Annotated in this window: 14 protein-coding genes; 4 read left to right on the top strand and 10 right to left on the bottom strand. The window is 70.9% G+C overall.

Going from position 1 to position 18124, the window contains the following annotated elements:
- Positions 1–97: 97 nt before the first annotated feature.
- The 7 genes from ACFC1J_RS12970 to ACFC1J_RS12940 all read right to left on the bottom strand — a co-directional run bounded on the left by ACFC1J_RS12970 (position 98) and on the right by ACFC1J_RS12940 (position 10225).
- The gene (locus ACFC1J_RS12970; protein ID WP_375906553.1) at positions 98–1906 is read right to left on the bottom strand and encodes an ABC transporter ATP-binding protein; all 1809 of its coding nucleotides are present in this window, start codon (positions 1904–1906) and stop codon (positions 98–100) included.
- Entirely contained in the window at positions 1903–3822 is a 1920-nt protein-coding gene (locus ACFC1J_RS12965) for an ABC transporter ATP-binding protein (RefSeq protein WP_375906550.1), read from the bottom strand. The genes ACFC1J_RS12970 and ACFC1J_RS12965 overlap by 4 nt, the downstream gene beginning before the upstream one ends.
- A gap of 560 nt (positions 3823–4382) precedes the next feature.
- Positions 4383–4889 (bottom strand): methylated-DNA--[protein]-cysteine S-methyltransferase, encoded by a 507-nt coding sequence (locus ACFC1J_RS12960; protein ID WP_375906547.1) that lies wholly within the window; start codon positions 4887–4889, stop codon positions 4383–4385.
- Positions 4886–6439 carry a DNA-3-methyladenine glycosylase 2 family protein gene (locus tag ACFC1J_RS12955; protein WP_375906544.1) on the bottom strand — a complete coding sequence of 518 codons (1554 nt, stop codon included), beginning with the start codon at positions 6437–6439 and terminating at the stop codon, positions 4886–4888. Before ACFC1J_RS12955 ends, ACFC1J_RS12960 begins: the two co-directional genes overlap by 4 nt.
- A gap of 231 nt (positions 6440–6670) precedes the next feature.
- Complete coding sequence (gene purH, locus ACFC1J_RS12950) at positions 6671–8278, bottom strand: bifunctional phosphoribosylaminoimidazolecarboxamide formyltransferase/IMP cyclohydrolase (protein ID WP_375906541.1); 1608 nt, start codon at positions 8276–8278, stop codon at positions 6671–6673.
- 32 nt (positions 8279–8310) lie between these two features.
- The gene (purN, locus tag ACFC1J_RS12945; RefSeq protein WP_375906538.1) at positions 8311–8931 is read right to left on the bottom strand and encodes a phosphoribosylglycinamide formyltransferase; all 621 of its coding nucleotides are present in this window, start codon (positions 8929–8931) and stop codon (positions 8311–8313) included.
- Between the two features lie 34 nt (positions 8932–8965).
- Positions 8966–10225, bottom strand: coding sequence for a DUF6350 family protein (locus tag ACFC1J_RS12940; RefSeq protein WP_375906535.1), 1260 nt, complete (start codon positions 10223–10225; stop codon positions 8966–8968).
- 113 nt (positions 10226–10338) lie between these two features.
- Here ACFC1J_RS12940 and ACFC1J_RS12935 point away from each other — a divergent pair, with 113 nt between their 5' ends.
- A complete protein-coding gene (locus tag ACFC1J_RS12935) occupies positions 10339–11760 on the top strand; it encodes an NCS2 family permease (protein WP_375906532.1) in 1422 nt (473 codons plus the stop codon).
- A 147-nt stretch (positions 11761–11907) separates the two neighbouring features.
- On the opposite strand, the gene ACFC1J_RS12930 is transcribed toward ACFC1J_RS12935, so the two are convergent.
- On the bottom strand, positions 11908–12663 hold the full coding sequence (locus ACFC1J_RS12930; protein ID WP_375906529.1) for an MBL fold metallo-hydrolase: 756 nt from the start codon (positions 12661–12663) through the stop codon (positions 11908–11910).
- Between the two features lie 70 nt (positions 12664–12733).
- Here ACFC1J_RS12930 and ACFC1J_RS12925 point away from each other — a divergent pair, with 70 nt between their 5' ends.
- On the top strand, positions 12734–13684 hold the full coding sequence (locus tag ACFC1J_RS12925) for a GlxA family transcriptional regulator (RefSeq protein WP_375906526.1): 951 nt from the start codon (positions 12734–12736) through the stop codon (positions 13682–13684).
- A gap of 67 nt (positions 13685–13751) precedes the next feature.
- Here the strand turns inward: ACFC1J_RS12925 and sucD are convergent, their stop codons facing one another.
- Together sucD and sucC are read right to left on the bottom strand one after the other, a co-directional pair.
- Positions 13752–14654: a succinate--CoA ligase subunit alpha gene (sucD, locus tag ACFC1J_RS12920; protein ID WP_375906523.1), complete on the bottom strand. Its 903-nt coding sequence runs from the start codon at positions 14652–14654 to the stop codon at positions 13752–13754.
- A 27-nt stretch (positions 14655–14681) separates the two neighbouring features.
- Positions 14682–15848: an ADP-forming succinate--CoA ligase subunit beta gene (gene sucC / locus ACFC1J_RS12915; protein ID WP_375906520.1), complete on the bottom strand. Its 1167-nt coding sequence runs from the start codon at positions 15846–15848 to the stop codon at positions 14682–14684.
- Positions 15849–16043: 195 nt separating this feature from the next.
- Here sucC and ACFC1J_RS12910 point away from each other — a divergent pair, with 195 nt between their 5' ends.
- Together ACFC1J_RS12910 and ACFC1J_RS12905 are read left to right on the top strand one after the other, a co-directional pair.
- Positions 16044–16715: a TetR family transcriptional regulator gene (locus tag ACFC1J_RS12910; RefSeq protein WP_375906517.1), complete on the top strand. Its 672-nt coding sequence runs from the start codon at positions 16044–16046 to the stop codon at positions 16713–16715.
- 150 nt (positions 16716–16865) lie between these two features.
- Positions 16866–18098, top strand: coding sequence for an acyl-CoA dehydrogenase family protein (locus ACFC1J_RS12905; RefSeq protein WP_375906514.1), 1233 nt, complete (start codon positions 16866–16868; stop codon positions 18096–18098).
- Positions 18099–18124 lie beyond the last annotated feature (26 nt).

Below are 18124 nucleotides of genomic sequence, written 5' to 3'. Positions count from 1 at the left end.
CGCACGACGAAAGGACGTCTGCACCTCTGCAGGAGAATCCGTCCGGATCCGTCCTGCAGAGATGCAGACGTCCTGCAGAGCTGCGGCTCTCGAGTCCCTACACCAGCGTCTGCTGCCAGGCGGCGTGCAGCTGGGCGAACTTGCCCGTGCCGGCGATGAGCACGTCGGGGGCGTCGTCCTCGATGATGCGGCCGTGCTCCATGACGAGCACCCGGTCGGCGATCGCCACGGTCGACAGACGGTGCGCGATGATGATCGCCGTGCGATCGGCGAGCAGGGTCTGCAGCGCATCCTGGATCAGCCGCTCCGACGGGATGTCCAGCGAAGCGGTCGCCTCGTCGAGGATCAGCACCGCGGGGTCGGCGAGGAAGGCGCGCGCGAACGAGATCAGCTGTCGCTGCCCCGCCGAGACGCGGCCGCCGCGCTTGTTCACGTCGGTGTCGTAGCCGTCCGGCAGCGAGTCGATGAACGCATCGGCGCCCACAGCGCGCGCAGCAGCCCGGATCTCCTCCATCGTCGCGTCGGGCTTTCCGAGCGCGATGTTGTCGGCCACCGTGCCGCTGAACAGGTACGCCTCCTGCGTGACCATGACGATCGCGCGGCGCAGGTCCTTCGGGTGCAGATCGCGCAGATCCACGCCGTCGAGCGTCACCGCACCGGCGGTCGGGTCGTAGAAGCGCGACACGAGCTTCGCCAGGGTCGACTTGCCCGCGCCGGTCGTGCCGACCAGCGCGATGGTCTGTCCCGCGGGGATGTCCAGGGAGAAGTCGGGCAGGATCACCCGATCCTGGGCGTATCCGAACTCGACGTCGTCGAAGCGAACGTGCCCCTTCGACTCCCAGAGGTCGACCGCCTTGATCGGATCCGGAACCGTCGGAACCTCATCGAGCACGCCCGACACCTTCTCCAGCGCCGCCGTGGCGGACTGGAAGGAGTTCAGGAACATCGCGATCTCCTGCATGGGCGCGAAGAAGTTGCGCACGTACAGGACCGCGGCCAGCAGGATGCCGACCTGGATGTCACCGCTCGCCATGCGGACGCCGCCCCACACCACGACCACGCCGAGGGTGAGAGCGGCGACCGCCATGAGCCCGGGCTCGAACGTGCCGAACAGCAGCATCGAGCGGCGGTTCACGTCGCGGTAGTCGCCGGCGACCTCCTGGAACGACACGTCGTTGCGGGGCTCCTTGCGGAACGCCTTCACGGCGCGGATGCCGGTCATGGTCTCGACGAACTGCACGATGACCTTCGCGCTGATGACCCTCGACTCGCGGTACACGAGCTGCGAGCGCTGGTAGAACCAGCGCATCAGGTAGACCAGCGGGATGCCGGCGAGCACCAGGACGACGCCGGACTCCCAGTCCACGAGCACGAGCGCGATGAACGTGAAGAGGCCGTAGAGCAACCCGGACACGAGCTGGTTCAGACCGCCGTCGAGAAGCTCCCGGATGGAGTCCAGGTCGCTGGTCTGGCGCGAGATGATCCGGCCCGAAGTGTAGCTCTCGTGGAACTCGAGGCTCAGCCGCTGGGTGTGCAGGAACATGCGCTTGCGCAGGTCGAGCAGCACCGCCTGCGTGATGCGGGCGGTGAGCACGGCATACCAGCCGATCAGCGCGGATCCGACCGCGCCGACGACGAGGAACACGATCCCGACCATGATCGTCGGCATCCAGTCCGCGTGCTTCAGCACGGCCGGCAGCGCCGTGTTCAGGCCGTAGGCGACGAGCGCCGGGCCCGCGACCTGCGCGGCCGTGGAGATCACCAGCACCAGGGCGGTGAGCGTGATCTGCACCTTGAGCGGCGCGATCAGGGATCCGAACAGCCGCAGCGAGCGGCGTCGGATCGCCTTGCTCTCCTCGTGCGTGAGGTCGGAGCGGTCCTCGTCCTGGGTTCCGATGACGCTCATGCCTGCACCTCCTCGTTCTCGGCGTGGGTATCGTTCGGCGCGCCGTCGGGTGACGGCGGTGTTCCGCGAACCGCCCCGGGGGCGGCGGCGCCGGCGACCACCGGGATCGCCCCGGTGCGCGCGGCTTCCTCGGCCTCGAGGCTCGAGATCACGTGCCGGTAGTGCGCGCTCGTGCGCAGCAGCTCCGAGTGCGCACCCACGGCCGTCACCTTCCCGTTCTGCAGCAGCGCCACACGGTCGGCGAGGGCCACGGTCGACGGGCGGTGCGCGACGATGAGCGCCGTGGTCTCGGCGAGCACGTGGCGCAGCGCCTCCTCGACGAGCGCCTCGGTGTCGACGTCGAGCGCCGACAGCGGGTCGTCCAGCACGAGCACCTTGGGCTTGGCCGCCACGGCGCGCGCGAGCGCGAGCCTCTGACGCTGTCCGCCGGACAGGCTCAGCCCTTCTTCGCCGATCATCGTCTCGACGCCCTCCGGGAGCGTGTCGACGAAACCTGCCTGGGCGACGTCGAGCGCCTCGCGGAGCACCTGCTCCGCCTCGGCGCTGTGGACGTCCAGATCCGCCCGGCCGAGCAGCACGTTCTCGCGCACGGTGGCCGAGAACAGCGTCGCGTCCTCGAACGCCATCGCGATGTGCGTGCGCAGCTCGGCCAGGGTCAGGTCGCGTACGTCGACGCCGTCGAGCGTCACCCGTCCGCCGGTCACGTCGTACAGACGCGTCGGCAGGGTCGTGAGGGTGGTCTTACCGGATCCGGTGATGCCGACCAGCGCCATGGTCTCTCCCGGGCGCAGCACGAGGTCGATGCCGTCGAGCAGGTCGCGCTCGTGCGGGCGGGCGTCCTGATAGCGGAAGCGGGCGCCCTCGAACGCGAGCTCGCCGCGGGGCTCCGCGATGCTGACCGGGCTCTCCGGATCCGTGATCGTGTTCTGCTCGTCGTAGATCTCGAATACGCGGTCGGTGGCCGTGCGCGCGTCGAGCATGAACGAGAACAGGAAGCCGATCGATTCGATCGGCCAGCGCAGCACGGTCGCCATCGCGAAGTAGGCGAACAGCTCTGGCGCGCTCAGTGCGCCCTGCGCGATCAGCCAGATTCCGGCGACCAGGTTGAGCGCGAACGCGATCTCGGGCATGAGCACGAGCCAGAACCAGATCCAGCCGACGGAGCGGGCCTTGCTCAGCTCGGTCTCGCGCAAGGACTCGGCCTGGCGCGCGAACTTCACGAGCGCGTGCTTGCCGCGTCCGAACGCCTTGAGCACCCGGATGCCGTGCACGCTCTCCTCGACGCTCGTGGCGAGGTCGCCGGCCTGATCCTGGCTGCGGCGGGTGAGCACGCCGTAGCGCTTCTCGAACAGGAAGCCCGAGATCCACAGCGGCACCGCAGTGATGAGGAAGATCGTGCCGAGCAGCCAGTGCCAGCGGAACAGCAGTGCGGCGCCGATCACGATCGTGAGCAGGTTGACGACCAGCAGCACGAGGCCGAACGCGAGCCACCGGCGGATAAGGCCGATGTCCTGCATCATGCGGCTGAGCAGCTGGCCCGACTGCCAGCGGTCGTGGAAGGCGACCGGCAAGCGCTGCAGGCTCGAGTACAGCTGCGTGCGCATCCGGTACTCCACCTGCGTGGCGGGGTTGAGCACGAACTGCCGGCGCAACCAGACCATGAGGGCCTCGCCGAGTGCGAGCACGGTCACGGCGACGGCGCCCCAGATGATCGCGCCGATCTCGCCGGTGGCGATGGGGCCTTCGAGCACGACCTGGAGCAGCAGCGGCACGCACAGCGCGATCACGGCTGCAGCAAGGGCGGAGAGCCCGCCGCCGATGAGACGACCGGCGACCGGCTTCACGAAGGGGGCCAGCCGCGCGAGCGCACGGGGTGTGGAGAGAGGGACGGTGGACGATGAGGGTTCTTTAGGCATGATTCTCAGCAGTGACGTATCGCATCAGGGGATGGCAGGGGACGAAAAGGAGCGGATGCGATGCATCCGTGCGATGAGCGGCCGGTGTGGGCCGAGGAGGACCGGAGCGGTCAGTCCTCGGCCGGAACGAGGGGCGAACCGGCGACAGCGCTGATCGACGACGCAGTGTTGATCGTGGGCATGGTGTCCTCCTCGGTTCGACGGCCGCCGGGTCGGTTGACGCGACAGCCGTCCAGCCTATGTTTATGAACCGCCTGAACGCAAGCGTTTTCCCGAAACCGATCTCACGATCCGCGTGACACCGGCCGAGGCCTCCGCGCCCGGGTGATTCTCCGGTGCTGGACTCAGCGCGCGCCGTCCCCGCGCCATTCCCGATCCGCCGGATCCGGGGTCCGCCGGCACGGATCCACGGGACCGGCGCGACTCATCGCCGGCACGTCGAGGCCCCCTCAGCGCACCCGCGCCCCCTCCTGTGTGCGCTCGTGCGAGGGGGCGCGGACAGCAGGAGGGGGCGTGGACGACGGACGGACGGTCCGGATCCAGGTCCGGATCCGGTCCGGTCACGCGGCGATCGCGTGCGCGGCCTCTCGGTCGAGCAGACGGCGCTTGACGTCCTCGCCCCAGGCGAAGCCGCCGAGGGTGCCGTCGGTGCGCAGCACCCGGTGGCAGGGCACGAACAGGGCCGGCGCGTTGCGCGCGCAGATCGAGGCCGCGGGACGCACGGCACCCGGCTTGCCGAGGGCGACGGCGAACTCGGTGTACGTGAGCGGCTCGCCCGGGGTGATCCGTCGCAGCGCCTGCCATCCAGCACTCTGCATGTCGGTGCCGAACTGATGCACCTCGACCGCGTCGATCGCCGCGAGGTCGCCCGCGTAGTAGGCGGCGACGGCATCCGCCGCGCTGGTCGCGCCCTCGACGACCTCGGCCGGGCGGTTCTTCTCGGCGAGGCGGAACAGAATCGCCTCATGGTCGGCGGTCCATCCGGATGCGAGCACGCGATCCTGGTCGTCCGCGAGGATCGTGAACGGGCCGTCGGGGGTGTCGATGGTCTGGATGATGGCGGTCATTTCGAGCCTTCCGTGATCGAGATGGTCTTGGGGGTCTGAGCGGTCTTGGTGGCCTTCGGGGTCTTCGCGGCCTTCACCGGGACCGCGCGCCAGAGGTGCGCGGTGAGGTAGCTGCGCCAGGGCGCCGTGCGGGCGGCCCAGGCGTCCAGGGGTCCGGCCTCGGAGGGGAGCCCCGCGCCGCCGGCGCCTGCTCGGGCCGCGACATCGCCGGGCAGGAAGACGTCGGGGTCGCCGAGCACGCGCATCCGCACGTAGTCGGCCGTCCACGGCCCGATCCCCGGCATCGCGAGCAGCGCGGCGCGCTGCGCCTGGCCGTCGTCGCCGAGCGTCAGCCGCAGAGAGCCGTCCGCGAGGGCGGCCGCGGCGCCGGTGACGGCTCTGATCCGGGCCGCAGGACCCCGCAGCACCTCGTGCCCGCGTTCGGCGATCGCAGCCATGGTCGGGAAGAGGATCCCCTCCCCCGGTCCGTCGTCGGCGGATCCGACGCGCTCCCCGAGCTCCTGGGCGAGCAGCGTCAATGCGGTCCGTGCCGCGGCGACCGTGATCTGCTGCCCGATCATCGCGCGGATGAGCATCTCGTGCGGATCCGCGGCTCCCGGCACTCTGATGCCGGGGACACGGGCGACCAGCGGCGCGAGCGGCTCATGCTCGGACAGCGCGGCGTCGACCGCCAGCGGATCCGCGTCGAGGTCGAACAGCCGCCGGGCGCGGGCGACGAGAGGCGCGAGGTCGCCGAGCTGCGCCAGGCGGGCGCGCAGGTGCAGGCGATCGGCGTCGTCGAGGCTCAGCTCGAACCAGCCCGGTCCGCCGTCGAGGCGCAGGTGCCGCGAGAAGCGGCGCGCACCCACCTCCTCGACCCCGGGAAGCGCCCGCGCGCGCATCCACGCGAACAGGCCCTCCGCGTCGAACGGCGTGCGGTATGGCAGCAGCAGGTCGATCTCGCCGGGCACCGCGGTCGCGGCGGCCAGCGCATCGCGGCCGTGGCGCCGGGCGCGCAGCTCCCCCGGCGCCAGGCCGAACACCTCGCGCACGGTGTCGTTGAACTGGCGGACGCTCGCGAACCCCGCCGAGAACGCGACGTCGGCGATCGGCAGGTCGGTGCCGACCAGCAGCATCCGGGCGGTGTGCGCGCGGTGAGCACGGGCGAGGGCGAGCGGCCCGGCGCCGAGCTCCCCGGCGAGCAGCCGGGTGAGGTGGCGTGAGGAGTAGCCGAGCCGTGCGGCGAGCCCAGGAACCCCCTCGCGCTCGACGACGCCGTCCGCGATGAGGCGCATCGCGCGGGCGGCGACGTCACCGCGCAGGTTCCACTCCGGCGAACCGGGCGCGGCCTCCGGCAGGCAGCGCTTGCAGGCGCGGTAGCCGGCCTCATGCGCGGCGGCGCTGGTCGGGAAGAACGTGACGTTCTCGGGCTTGGGCGTCCGGGCCGGGCAGCTCGGACGGCAGTAGATCCCGGTCGAGCGCACGGCCGTGACGAACTGTCCGTCGAAGCGGGTGTCGCGCGCGTCGATCGCACGGTACCGCTCGTCGAAGGTCATTCCGGGGAAGCTCATGCCTCCACTCTGACACGTCCGAATCTCGCAGGCTCGCGGAAATCGGACACGACAGTCCGCCCTCTTCCACGATCACTCGTCGCAAGAAAAAGGACGATTGCGCGTCTGCAGGACAGGATCCGTGGATCCGACCTGCCGACGTGCAATCGTCCCGCAGAGTTCGACCTGGGGCACCCGCCCCGCCCCGCCGAAGCCGAAGCCGGGGCCAGGGCCGGGGCCGGGGCGGCCTGCTCAGTGGAAGAAGTGGCGCTCGCCCGTGAAGAACATCGTCACGCCGGCCTTGCGGGCGGCGTCCACAACCTCCTCGTCCCGGACGGATCCGCCCGGCTGCACGATCGCGGTGACGCCCGCGTCGATGAGCACCTGGGCGCCGTCGGCGAACGGGAAGAACGCATCCGAGGCGGCGACGGATCCGGCCGCGCGGTCGCCGGCGCGCTCGACCGCGAGGCGGCACGAGTCGACGCGGTTGACCTGGCCCATACCGACGCCGACCGTGGCGTTGCCCTTGGACAGCACGATCGCGTTCGACTTCACGGCGCGGCACGCCTTCCACGCGAAGATGAGGTTCTCCATCTCGAGATCGTCCGGGCGCTCGCCCGAGACGAGCTCCCAGTTCTTGGCGACCGAGACGATGTCATCCGGGAACCGGTCCGCGTCCTGCAGCAACAGGCCGCCGGAGACGAGGCGCACGTCCATCTGCTCCTGCTGCCAGTCGTCGGGCAGCTGCAGCAGGCGCAGGTTCTTCTTCGCCTTGAACACCTCGAGCGCCGCCGGCTCGAAGGCCGGGGCGACGATGACCTCGGTGAAGATGTCCTTGAGGTTCTCCGCCATCTTCAGCGTCACGGTGCCGTTCGCCGCGATCACGCCGCCATAGGCCGAGACCGGGTCGCACTCGTGCGCGCGCAGGTGCGCGCTCGCGATCGGGTCCAGGGCGTTGGGCGCCGTCGTCGCGATGCCGCACGGGTTGGCGTGCTTGATGATCGCGACCGCCGGGTGCACCATGTCGTACGCCGCGCGGAGGGCCGCATCGGCGTCGACGTAGTTGTTGTACGACATCTCCTTGCCCTGCAGCTGCGTGGCCTGGGCGATGCCGTGCCCGCCCGCGCGCGTGTAGATCGCGGCGCGCTGGTGCGAGTTCTCGCCGTAGCGCAGCGTGGCGAGGCGCTCCGCGTTGATCGTGAGGTGCTCGGGCAGCTCGCTCTCGCTCGACAGCGTGCCGTCCGAGAACCACTGCGCCACGGCCGTGTCGTAGGCCGCGGTGTGCGCGAAGGCGCGTGCCGCGAGCTCACGGCGCTGGGCGAGCGTGGTGCCGCCCTCGTCGAGCGCGCGGACGAGCGACGGATACGACTCGGGCGACACGACGATCGCCACGTTGGCGTGGTTCTTCGCGGCGGCGCGCACCATGGCGGGGCCGCCGATGTCGATCTGCTCGACCACGTCGTCGCCGACCGCGCCGGAGGCCACCGTCTGCACGAACGGGTAGAGGTTCACCACGACGAGCTCGAACGGGCTGATCCCCCGCTCGGCGAGCTGGCGCTCGTGGTCCTCGAGGCGCAGGTCGGCCAGCAGGCCGCCGTGGATCGCCGGGTGCAGGGTCTTCACGCGCCCGTCCAGCATCTCGGGGACACCCGTGACGGCCGCGACATCGGTGACCGCGAGGCCCGCATCCCGGATGGCCTGGGCCGTGGATCCGGTCGACACGATCTCGACGCCGTTGTCGGCGAGCGACTGCGCGAGCGGCACGAGGCCGGTCTTGTCGCTGACGGACACCAGTGCTCGGCGGATGCGCACGGCGTCACGGGGGCGGTAGAGGGACGGGTCGTGGGCGGGACCGGCCATCGGGTTTCCTTCCGGGTAGGCGTCAGTTCTCGTCAGCGGCCTGCGGCCGAGGGGGATCCGAGATCGTGGGGGCGGGAGTCGAGCGCGAGGGATCCGTCGGCGATGCGGCGGACGACGTCGATCAGCAGGCGGCGCTCGACCGGCTTGATGCGCTCGTGCAGGGAGGACTCGGTGTCCCCCAGCTGCACCGGCACGCGCTCCTGCGCGAGGATCGGTCCGCTGTCGACGCCGTCGTCGACCACGATCACGCTGGCCCCGGTCTCGCTCACACCGGCCGCGAGCGCGTCGCGCACGCCGTGCGCTCCGGGGAACTCGGGCAGGAAGGCCGGGTGCGTGTTGATGATGTTCGGAGCCCAGGCCGCCACCACATCGCGCGGCAGCAGTCGCATGAGCCCGCTCAGCACGATGAGGTCCGGCCGCCAGACCTTCAGCTGCGCGTCGAGCTCGGCGCCCCACGCCTCGCGGCTGTCGAAGGCCTCCCACGGGACGACGAAGGAGGGGATCCCGAAGGCCTCGGCGTGCGCGAGGCCGTCGGCTTCGCGATCGGCCCCGATCACGATGACGCGCGCCGGGAATCCGGGGTCGGCGGCCGCGTCGAGGAGGGCACGAAGATTCGAGCCGGTGCCCGAGATGAGTACGGCGACCGTCAGCACCCAGACAGTCTAGCCGGGAGCCCCTGGCCGCCGATCACGTGAGACGATCCGCCGCGCGGTCCCGGTCGTCGTCGATCCAGGCGGCGTCGACGTCGCCGTGGCGGCGCGGTGCGAGCAGCAGGATCGCGGCGCCGACGAGCACCTCGAGTCCGAGCGCGAGCGCGACTGGACCCGGATCGGGCCCTGCGAGCGCGAGCCGTCCCGGCCCGAGGGATCCGTGCGACAGCGCCGCGAGCAGGGCGCCGAATCCGCCCGCGAGGGCGGCGATTCCGACCGCGGTCGCCGCACGGGGTCCGATCCCGGTCTCCGCTCCCGCCGATACCTGCCGCGAGCGGATCACCCACCCCGCGAACGCACCCGCGGCGATCGGCAGCAGCACGACGACGAGCGCCCACGGCGAAGAGCTGTCCGGCACGAGACCCAGCAGCGGCACCCCCGGCACGACGCCCAGCACGGTGCCCGCGGGAGAGACGGCGGTGCCCGCGCCGATCGCGAAGCCGGGGCCCGCGATCCACGCCACGGCCCACGCCACGAGCGTCGGCAGGTACGCGAGCTGGCCGAGGCCGATCACGACCACGCCGAGGCCGTCGGCGCGGAGCGATTCGAACAGCGCCACGCTCTGGCCGCCGCGGACGATCCCGGCGATCGCGACCGCGAGCCCCGCGGCCCCGAGGACGCCGGCCACGGCAGCCGCGGCTCCTCGCACCACGTCGCCGGGCACGTGGGCCCAGTCCGGCCAGCGATCCAGCGCGTCCTGCACCCGGTCGACGACGCCGCCGTCGCCCTCGCTCCATGCCGTCGCGATGGCCCCGGCGAGAGCACCGCACAGGAACACCAGCGGCGGGAACAGGATCGCGAGCCACAGCGGCGCCTTCAGCGCCCCGAGGCCGCCGGTCAGCGCCGCGAGCGCGGAGATCACCGCGAAGGTCGCCGTTCCGCTCAGGACGCCCACGATCCAGGATCCGGCAAGCGCGGCCCTGCGCCCCGAACGCGCCGCGAAGATCGCGGTGAAGCCGAGGAAGAGCAACGGAGGCACCGAGAGGGCGAAGGACGCCGCGGACGGATCCAGGCCGATCGACCGCACCAGCGCATCCGGAAGGGCGACGGAGAGCGGGACGCCGTGGCCGAACTGCCAGAGCGTCGCGGCGCTCGGCCAGAGGGCGCCCCAGTCCGCGTTCGTGCCGAACGCGACCGCCCAGATCACGGCGAGGGGAGCGAGCAGCACGGCGAGGCCGATGGCCGCCGCGACGATCGCATCGACCGCGGCCAGGAGCACGATGAGGAGGCGTTGCATGACGGTTTCGAGCCTACGTGCTCCGCCTCCCGCTCCCCTGCGGGCGCGCGGACCGTGGCGCCGACCGCACGGAGGAGCCGTCCAGGCGATACGGTTTTCCGCGGAGGTCCCCCATGACAACAGTCCCCCCGCCCGTGTCCGACCCCGTCACCGCCCAGCCCAAGAACGCGGTCGATCGCTTCTTCGAGATCAGCAAGCGCGGATCCACCCTCGGCACCGAGGTCCGCGGCGGCATCGTCACGTTCGTGACGATGGCGTACATCGTGATCCTCAACCCGATCATCCTGTCCACCCCGGACGTCGCAGGGCACACGCTGCCGGGCGGTGCCGTCGCCGCGGCCACGGCACTGACCGCCGGCGTCATGACGATCCTGTTCGGACTGATCACCCGGCTGCCGTTCGCGTTCGCCGCCGGCCTCGGCATCAACGCGTTCCTCGCCTTCACCGTGGTCGGCTCGGTCACCTGGGCCGAGGCGATGGCGCTCGTCATGATCAACGGCGTCATCATCGTCCTGCTCGCCGCGACCGGCCTGCGCAAGCTCATCTTCGACGCGGTCCCCGTGCAGCTCAAGCTCGCCATCACGGTCGGCATCGGCCTGTTCATCGCCTTCATCGGATTCGTGAACGCCGGCTTCGTGACGTCGACGAAGCAACCCTCCCCTCCGGTCGATCTCGGCATCGGCGGATCCGTCGCCTCGATCCCGACCCTGCTGTTCGTGATCACCCTGCTGATCGGCGGTGTTCTCATCGCCCTGCGTCTCAAGGGTGCGATCCTCATCGCCCTCGTGGGCGGCACCGTGCTCGCCGCGATCCTCAACCTGATCTGGCCGTTCGGTCAGAACTTCGGCTTCACCGGCAGCATCGTGAGCCTCCCCGACCTGAGCCTGATCGGCCGGGTCGACTTCGGCTTCGACCTCGCGAAGGTCGGCGGCGTGACCCTGGTGATGTTCATCTTCACCCTGCTGTTCTCGAACTTCTTCGACGCGATGGGCACGATGACCGGCCTCGCGAAGGAGGCCGACCTCGCCGATGAGAAGGGCGACTTCCCTCGCATCAAGTCGGCGCTCGTCGTCGAGGGCGTCGGCGCGATCGTCGGCGGCGGCACGTCGTCCTCCTCCGCGACCGTGTTCGTGGAGTCGGGCGCCGGCATCGGCGAAGGAGCGCGCACGGGTCTCGCGACGACGATCACAGGAGCGCTCTTCCTGCTCGCGATGTTCTTCACCCCGCTCACCGCCCTCGTGCCGAGCGCCGTGGCCGCCGCGGCGCTCGTGCTCGTCGGCGCGATGATGCTCTCGCAGATCAAGAACATCGATCTCAGCGACTTCCGCGTCCTCCTGCCGGTCTTCCTCACGGTCACCGTCATGCCGATGACCTACTCGATCGCCAACGGCATCGGCGCCGGCTTCGTCAGCTGGATCGTCGTGAACGCGCTCACCGGCCGGGCCAGGACGATCCACCCGCTGCTCTGGGTGGTCGGCGCCGGGTTCGTGCTGTTCTTCGCCCGCGGCCCCCTCGAGGCGCTGCTCGGCGCCTGATCCGCCAGGATCCGTCGAGGCCCCCTCACCGCGTCGAGGCCCCCTCCCGGGAACACTCCTGGGAGGGGGCTTCGATGCTCAGAGGGGGCACCGACGTGCGGGTGCCCGTGCGCCGTCGCGCGCTCGTGCGCTCACGCGCTCACGCCGTCAGAGCGCGAGCGGCACCCCGGCCTCCGGCACGCGCAGCCGGTCCGCGAGGCCCGCGTAGCCGAACTCGCGGACGAGGCGCTCGCGGGTCTCGGAGAAGTGGTGCCAGCCCTCCGCGTGCACGGGCACGATCACCGCGTCGCCGAGCTCGCGCGCAGCCGCGACGGCGGTGCGTGCGTTGAGCGTGAGATCGGCGTCGCCGAAGCGCCCGACGTTGGCCGCTCCGGCGAACAGCACCGCGACGTCGATCCGCCCGATCCGCTCCGCGATGGCGGTGACGACCTCGACCGAGGCGTTGTCCCCCGAGACGTAGAGCACGGGCTCCGCCGGCGCGCTCAGCACGAAGCCGGTCACGGTGCCGGAGAGCTCCTCCGCGCCCTCGGGCCCGTGCAGTGCGGGCACCGCGGTCACCTCGACATCGCCGAGGCGATGCGTCTGCCACGGGGCGAGTCCGGTCACCCCTTCGACCCGTCCGGCCGCCTCGGGCGTCGACAGCACGGCGCCGGCGCGGGGCAGGAAGGCCCGTCCCGCCTCGTCGAGGTTGTCGGGGTGCTGGTCGTGCGACAGCAGCACGACATCGATCGCGCCCACCCGGTCCGCGCCAAGTGCGGGTCCGGTCAGCTTGTGCAGCGCGATGCCGCCTTCGTACGTGCGCGGCGCGTCGAACGTCGGATCCGTCAGCAGGCGCAGGCCCGCGTACTCGATGATCGCGGTCGGTCCGCCGATGAGGGTCAGGGTCACGGAGTTCTCGGTCATGGATCCATCGTGGCGTGATCGTTCTCCTCGCGAGAGTGGCCCCAGTGACACCTTTCGATAAGATCGGGCCATGCGCACCGCCGCCGTCCTCGCCTTCCCCGGCATCAGCCCCTTCCACCTGTCCGTGCCGCTCATGGTCTTCGGCGGCGTCGGAGTGCGCTCGGTCGAGGCCACCTACCGCACCGTCACGGTCGCGGAGGTTCCGGGGCCGGTGCGCACCGCCGCCGGCCTGGACCTCATCGTGGCCGAAGGGCTCGACGCCCTCGCGACCGCGGACCTGGTCGTGATCCCCAGCTGGGATCCCGAGGTCGCGCCCAGCGCCGCGCTCCTCGACGCCGTACGCTCGGCGCACGCCCGCGGCGCCCGGATCCTGGGCCTGTGCCTCGGCGCCTTCGTCGTGGTCGCGAGCGGCATCGCCGACGGCAGGGAGGTCTCCACGCACTGGTCCGCAGGGCCGCAGCTCGCCGCGCGGCATCCCGAGGTCACGGTGCGCTGCGAGGCGCTGTGGACGGATCTCGGCGACGTGGTCACGTCGGCGGGAGTGGCCGCGGCCCTGGACTGCTGCCTGCACATCGTCCGCACCGAGCTGGGCAGCGCGGTCGCCGCCGACCTCGCGCGCTCGCTCGTGATGGCCCCGCATCGCGAGGGCTCGCAGGCGCAGTTCCTCTCCCGTCCGCTCGCCGCCGACCGGAACGGCGACGAGATCGACCAGGCGATCGCCTGGGCTCTGGGAAGGCTCTCCGAGTCCACGCCGATCGATGACTGGGCCGGTGCCGTGCACCTCTCCCGCCGCACGTTCACCCGGCGCTTCCGCGACCGCACCGGCACGAGTCCCGGGGACTGGCTGCTGCAGCGGCGCCTGGACGAGGCGCGCCGCCTGCTCGAGACGTCCGGCCTGCCCGTCGACGCCGTCGCCCACCGCACGGGCTTCGGCAGCGCCGTGACCCTGCGCCACCACTTCCGCGCGCGCTACGGCACGACCCCCGGCGCGCACCGCAGGGCGTTCAGGGACCCCTCATAACGGAGTCGTCCCCATCAGCGCACGCTCTGGGGTGCACTGATGGGGACGACTCGGGTGATGCGGTGCCTTAGAGGGCGGCGTAGACCTCGCGGAGCAGGGCGGCGGTCTCGGACGGCGTCTTGCCGACCTTGACGCCGGCGGCCTCGAGTGCCTCCTTCTTCGCCTGCGCGGTGCCCGCGGAGCCGGAGACGATGGCGCCCGCGTGACCCATGGTCTTGCCCTCGGGGGCCGTGAAGCCCGCGACGTAGCCGACGACCGGCTTGGTGACGTTGGCCTTGATGAACTCCGCCGCACGCTCCTCGGCGTCGCCGCCGATCTCGCCGATCATGACGATCGCCCTGGTCTCGGGGTCGGCCTCGAACGCGGCGAGCGCGTCGATGTGCGTCGTGCCGATGACCGGGTCGCCGCCGATGCCGATGGCAGTGGAGAAGCCCAGATCGCGCAGCTCGAACATCATCTGGTAGGTCAGGGTGCCCGACTTCGAGACGAGGCCGATCGGGCCCTTGCCGGTGATGTTCGCCGGGGTGATGCCCGCGAGCGCCTCGCCCGGGGTGATGATGCCGGGGCAGTTCGGGCCGATGATGCGGGTCTTCCCGCCCTTCTCGACCGCGTACGCCCACGCCTCGGCGGAGTCGCCGACCGGCACGCCCTCGGTGATGACCACGAGCAGCGGGATCTCGCTGTCGATGGCCTCGACCATGGCGTCCTTCGTGAACGCCGGCGGCACGAAGGCGACCGAGACGTCGGCGCCGGTCTTCTCGATGGCCTCGGCGACGGATCCGAACACCGGCAACTCGACGGCGTTGCCGTCCTTGTCGATGTGCGAGACCGTGGTGCCGGCCTTGCGCGCGTTCACGCCGCCGACGACGTTCGTGCCCGCCTTCAGCATGAGGGCGGTGTGCTTGGTGCCCTCGCCGCCGGTGATGCCCTGGACGATGACCTTGGAGTCCTTGTTGAGGTAGATCGACATGTTCCTTGTCCTTGTCTCGTCAGAGGGTCAGGCGTTCGCCAGCTCGGCGGCCTTGTCGGCGCCCTCGTCCATGGTGGCGGCGAGCGTGACGAGCGGGTGGGCGGCGGCCTGGAGGATCGCGCGGCCCTCCTCGACCTGGTTGCCGTCGAGGCGCACGACCAGCGGCTTGGTGGCCGTGTCGCCGAGGATCTCGAGGGCCTTGACGATGCCCTCCGCGACGGCCACGCAGCTGGTGATGCCGCCGAAGACGTTGACGAAGACGCTCTTGACCTGCTCGTCGCCGAGGATCACGTCGAGGCCCGAGGCCATGACCTGCGCGTTCGCGCCGCCGCCGATGTCGAGGAAGTTCGCCGGCTTCACGCCGCCGTGGTTCTCGCCCGCGTAGGCGACGACGTCGAGGGTCGACATGACCAGACCCGCGCCGTTGCCGATGATGCCGACCTGGCCGTCGAGCTTGACGTAGTTCAGGCCCGACTCCTTGGCCTTGGCCTCGAGCGGGTTCTCGGTCGCCTTGTCGGCGAGCTCCTCGTGCTCGGGGTGGCGCACCTCGGAGGCGTTGTCGTCGAGCGTGACCTTGCCGTCCAGGGCGATGATGTCGCCCTCCTCGGTCTGCACGAGCGGGTTGACCTCGACCAGGGTCGCGTCCTCGCCCTTGTACACCTCGTACAGCTTCACGAAGACGTCGGCGACCTTCTCGGCCAGACCCGGCTCGAAGTTGCCGGCCTTGGCGATCTCGAGCGCCTTCTCGGGGGTGATCCCCTCGAGCGGGTTGACCTCGACGCGGGCGAGAGCCTCGGGCTTCTCGACGGCGAGCTGCTCGATCTCCATGCCGCCCTCGACCGAGGCGAGGCTCAGGTAGGAGCGGTTGGAGCGGTCCAGGAGCACGGAGAAGTAGAATTCGCGGGCGATGCGGGCGCCTGCGGCGACCATGACGCGCTTGACGACGTGGCCCTTGATGTCGAGGCCGAGGATCGCCTTGGCCGCCTCGTATGCCTCGTCGGGGTTCTTGGCGACCTTCACGCCGCCGGCCTTGCCGCGGCCGCCGGTCTTGACCTGCGCCTTGACGACGACCACTCCGCCGAGCTTCTCCGCCGCTGCCTTCACCTCCTCGGGGGTGTCAGCGACGATGCCGGCGAGGACCGGCACTCCGTACTTCTCGAAAAGGTCTCGTGCCTGGTACTCGTAGAGGTCCACGTGCAGTCCTTCGCTGGTTGCGACGAATGGGACGCGACAGGAATTCTGTCGGGTGTCGATGTGAGTCGACCCGATAGGCCAGCCTACTACCGCGGAATCACGCTTCCTGACCGCGCGTACCGCCGCCCGTCTGGCCCCCGAGACGTCGGATGACTCCAGACCCCCGCGCAGGATCCGGACAACTAGGCTCCTCCTATGACCGAGCACGCCGACGTGTCCCCCGCTCGCACCGCCGTGGTGCGCGCTGCGCTCGAGCTGTTCTCCGCCCAGGGCTTCGACTCGACCTCGGTCGAGCAGATCGCCAAGGCCGCAGGCATCTCGCGCTCCACGTTCTTCCGCCAGTTCGGCGGCAAGGACGATGTCGTCTTCGCAGATCATGAGGAGCTCCTCGACGGGCTGCGCCGCTACCTCGGGCGCCCGCACGCGAACCCGTGGACGGCCGTGTGCGACGGATCGCTGATGGTGTTCCGCTCCTTCGCCGCCGACCCGGAGATGGCGCGGCTGCGCTACCAGGTGGTGCGCGAGGTGCCGACGCTGCGCGACCGCGAGATCGTGACCGTGTTCCGCTACGAGCGCCTGTTCGACGAGTACCTGCGCCGCTCGATGCCGGACCTGGATCCGCTCGACGCGGTCGGTTTCGCCGCGCTCGTGACGGCCGTGCACAACCACGTGCTGCGCCGGCTGCTGCGCGGATCCCGGACGTCGGCGGCCGCCCTGCGCCGCGCCCTCGACGACGTGCTGCGCCGCTACGGCGTGCATCCCGACACCGTGGCGGATCCGGGCGAGGACGCGGTCGTCGTCGCGGTGTTCCCGCGCTCGATGCCCATGGCGGAGATCACCCGCCGCCTCCGCGACGAACTGGACTGACCCCGCAGCCCGTCCGCCCGTCCCCCGCGGCGCCGGGTGTCGTCGGCGTGCCCTTCGTCGTGCCCTCCGTCGTGTGCGGGATTCGGGCGATTGGCGGTACGCTGTCTCATGAATCTTGAGACTGAGTCTCACTCCCCGGATGGAGACCCCATGAGCAACGACGCCCTCTTCCCCGGCGAAGCCGTCACCTCCTACGACGTGACAGGACGCGGCGGCACCGACTACTACGAGGTCTTCTCCGACATCCCCGCCGCCGACCGCGCGCACTGGGAGCGGGCGCAGGCCTACGTCGATGAGGTCGGCCCGCAGATGCGGGATGCGTGGGACCGCGCGGAGTACCCGCTCGCGGTCGCGCACCGCATGGGCGAGATGGACCTCGTCGTGGACGGCATCGTCCACCCCGCTCTCACCCGGATGAGCCCGCTCGCGGCGGGCCTCGTGAACATGGAGATCTCGCGCGGAGACGGCTCCCTCGGCACCGTCCTCGCCGTGCAGGGCGGGCTCGCCCTGCGCACGCTCGCGCTGTTCGGCAGCACGGAGCAGCAGGACCGCTGGCTCGTCCCGCTCGCCGACGGCTCGGTGCTCGGATCCTTCGCGCTCACCGAACCGGATCACGGATCCGACTCCGTCTCGCTCGAGACCGTGGCGCGGCGCGACGGCGAGGAGTGGGTGCTGCGCGGGGCGAAGAAGTGGATCGGCAACGGCGCCTCTGGCGGCATCACCTTCGTCTGGGCGCGCGTCGACGACGAGGGCGCCGCCGAGCACGGCACCGTGCGCTGCTTCCTGGTCGAGCAGGAGCGCCCCGGCTACCAGGGCTCCGTCATCACCGGGAAGGTGTCGCTGCGCGGAATACACCAGGCGCACATCCGCCTCGACGACGTGCGGGTGCCGCTCGACGCGGTGCTGCCGGGCACGCGCAGCTTCAAGGACGCCTCGACCGTGCTGTACGCCACGCGTTCCGGTGTCGCCTGGTCGGCTCTCGGGCACGCGACCGCCTGCTACGAGGCGGCCCTCGCGTACGCCGAGACGCGCGTGCAGTTCGGCAAGCCGCTCGCGAAGTTCCAGATGGTCCAGGAACGGCTCGCGCACATGCTCGAGGAGCTCACCGCGATGCAGCTGTACTGCCGCCGCATGGCCGACATGGACGAGGCCGGCACGCTCCGCCCGACGCAGGCGTCGCTCGCGAAGTTCCACAACACCCGCGCCGCCCGGAGGGTCGCCCAGATCGCCCGCGATCTGCTCGGCGGCAACGGGATCCTGCTCGAGAACGGCGTCATGCAGCACATGGCCGACATCGAGGCGATCCACACCTACGAGGGCACGGAGAGCGTGCAGGCGCTGCTGATCGGCCGCGACATCACCGGGATGAGCGCCTTCGTCTGAGGGGCGGGCCGTTCGTCCCAGACGGA

The sequence above is a fragment of the Microbacterium sp. NPDC056052 genome (assembly GCF_042266785.1).
Taxonomy (GTDB): domain Bacteria; phylum Actinomycetota; class Actinomycetes; order Actinomycetales; family Microbacteriaceae; genus Microbacterium.
The sequence above is the reverse complement of the archived record's forward strand: the minus strand, read 5'-3'. Positions and strand labels throughout refer to the sequence as shown.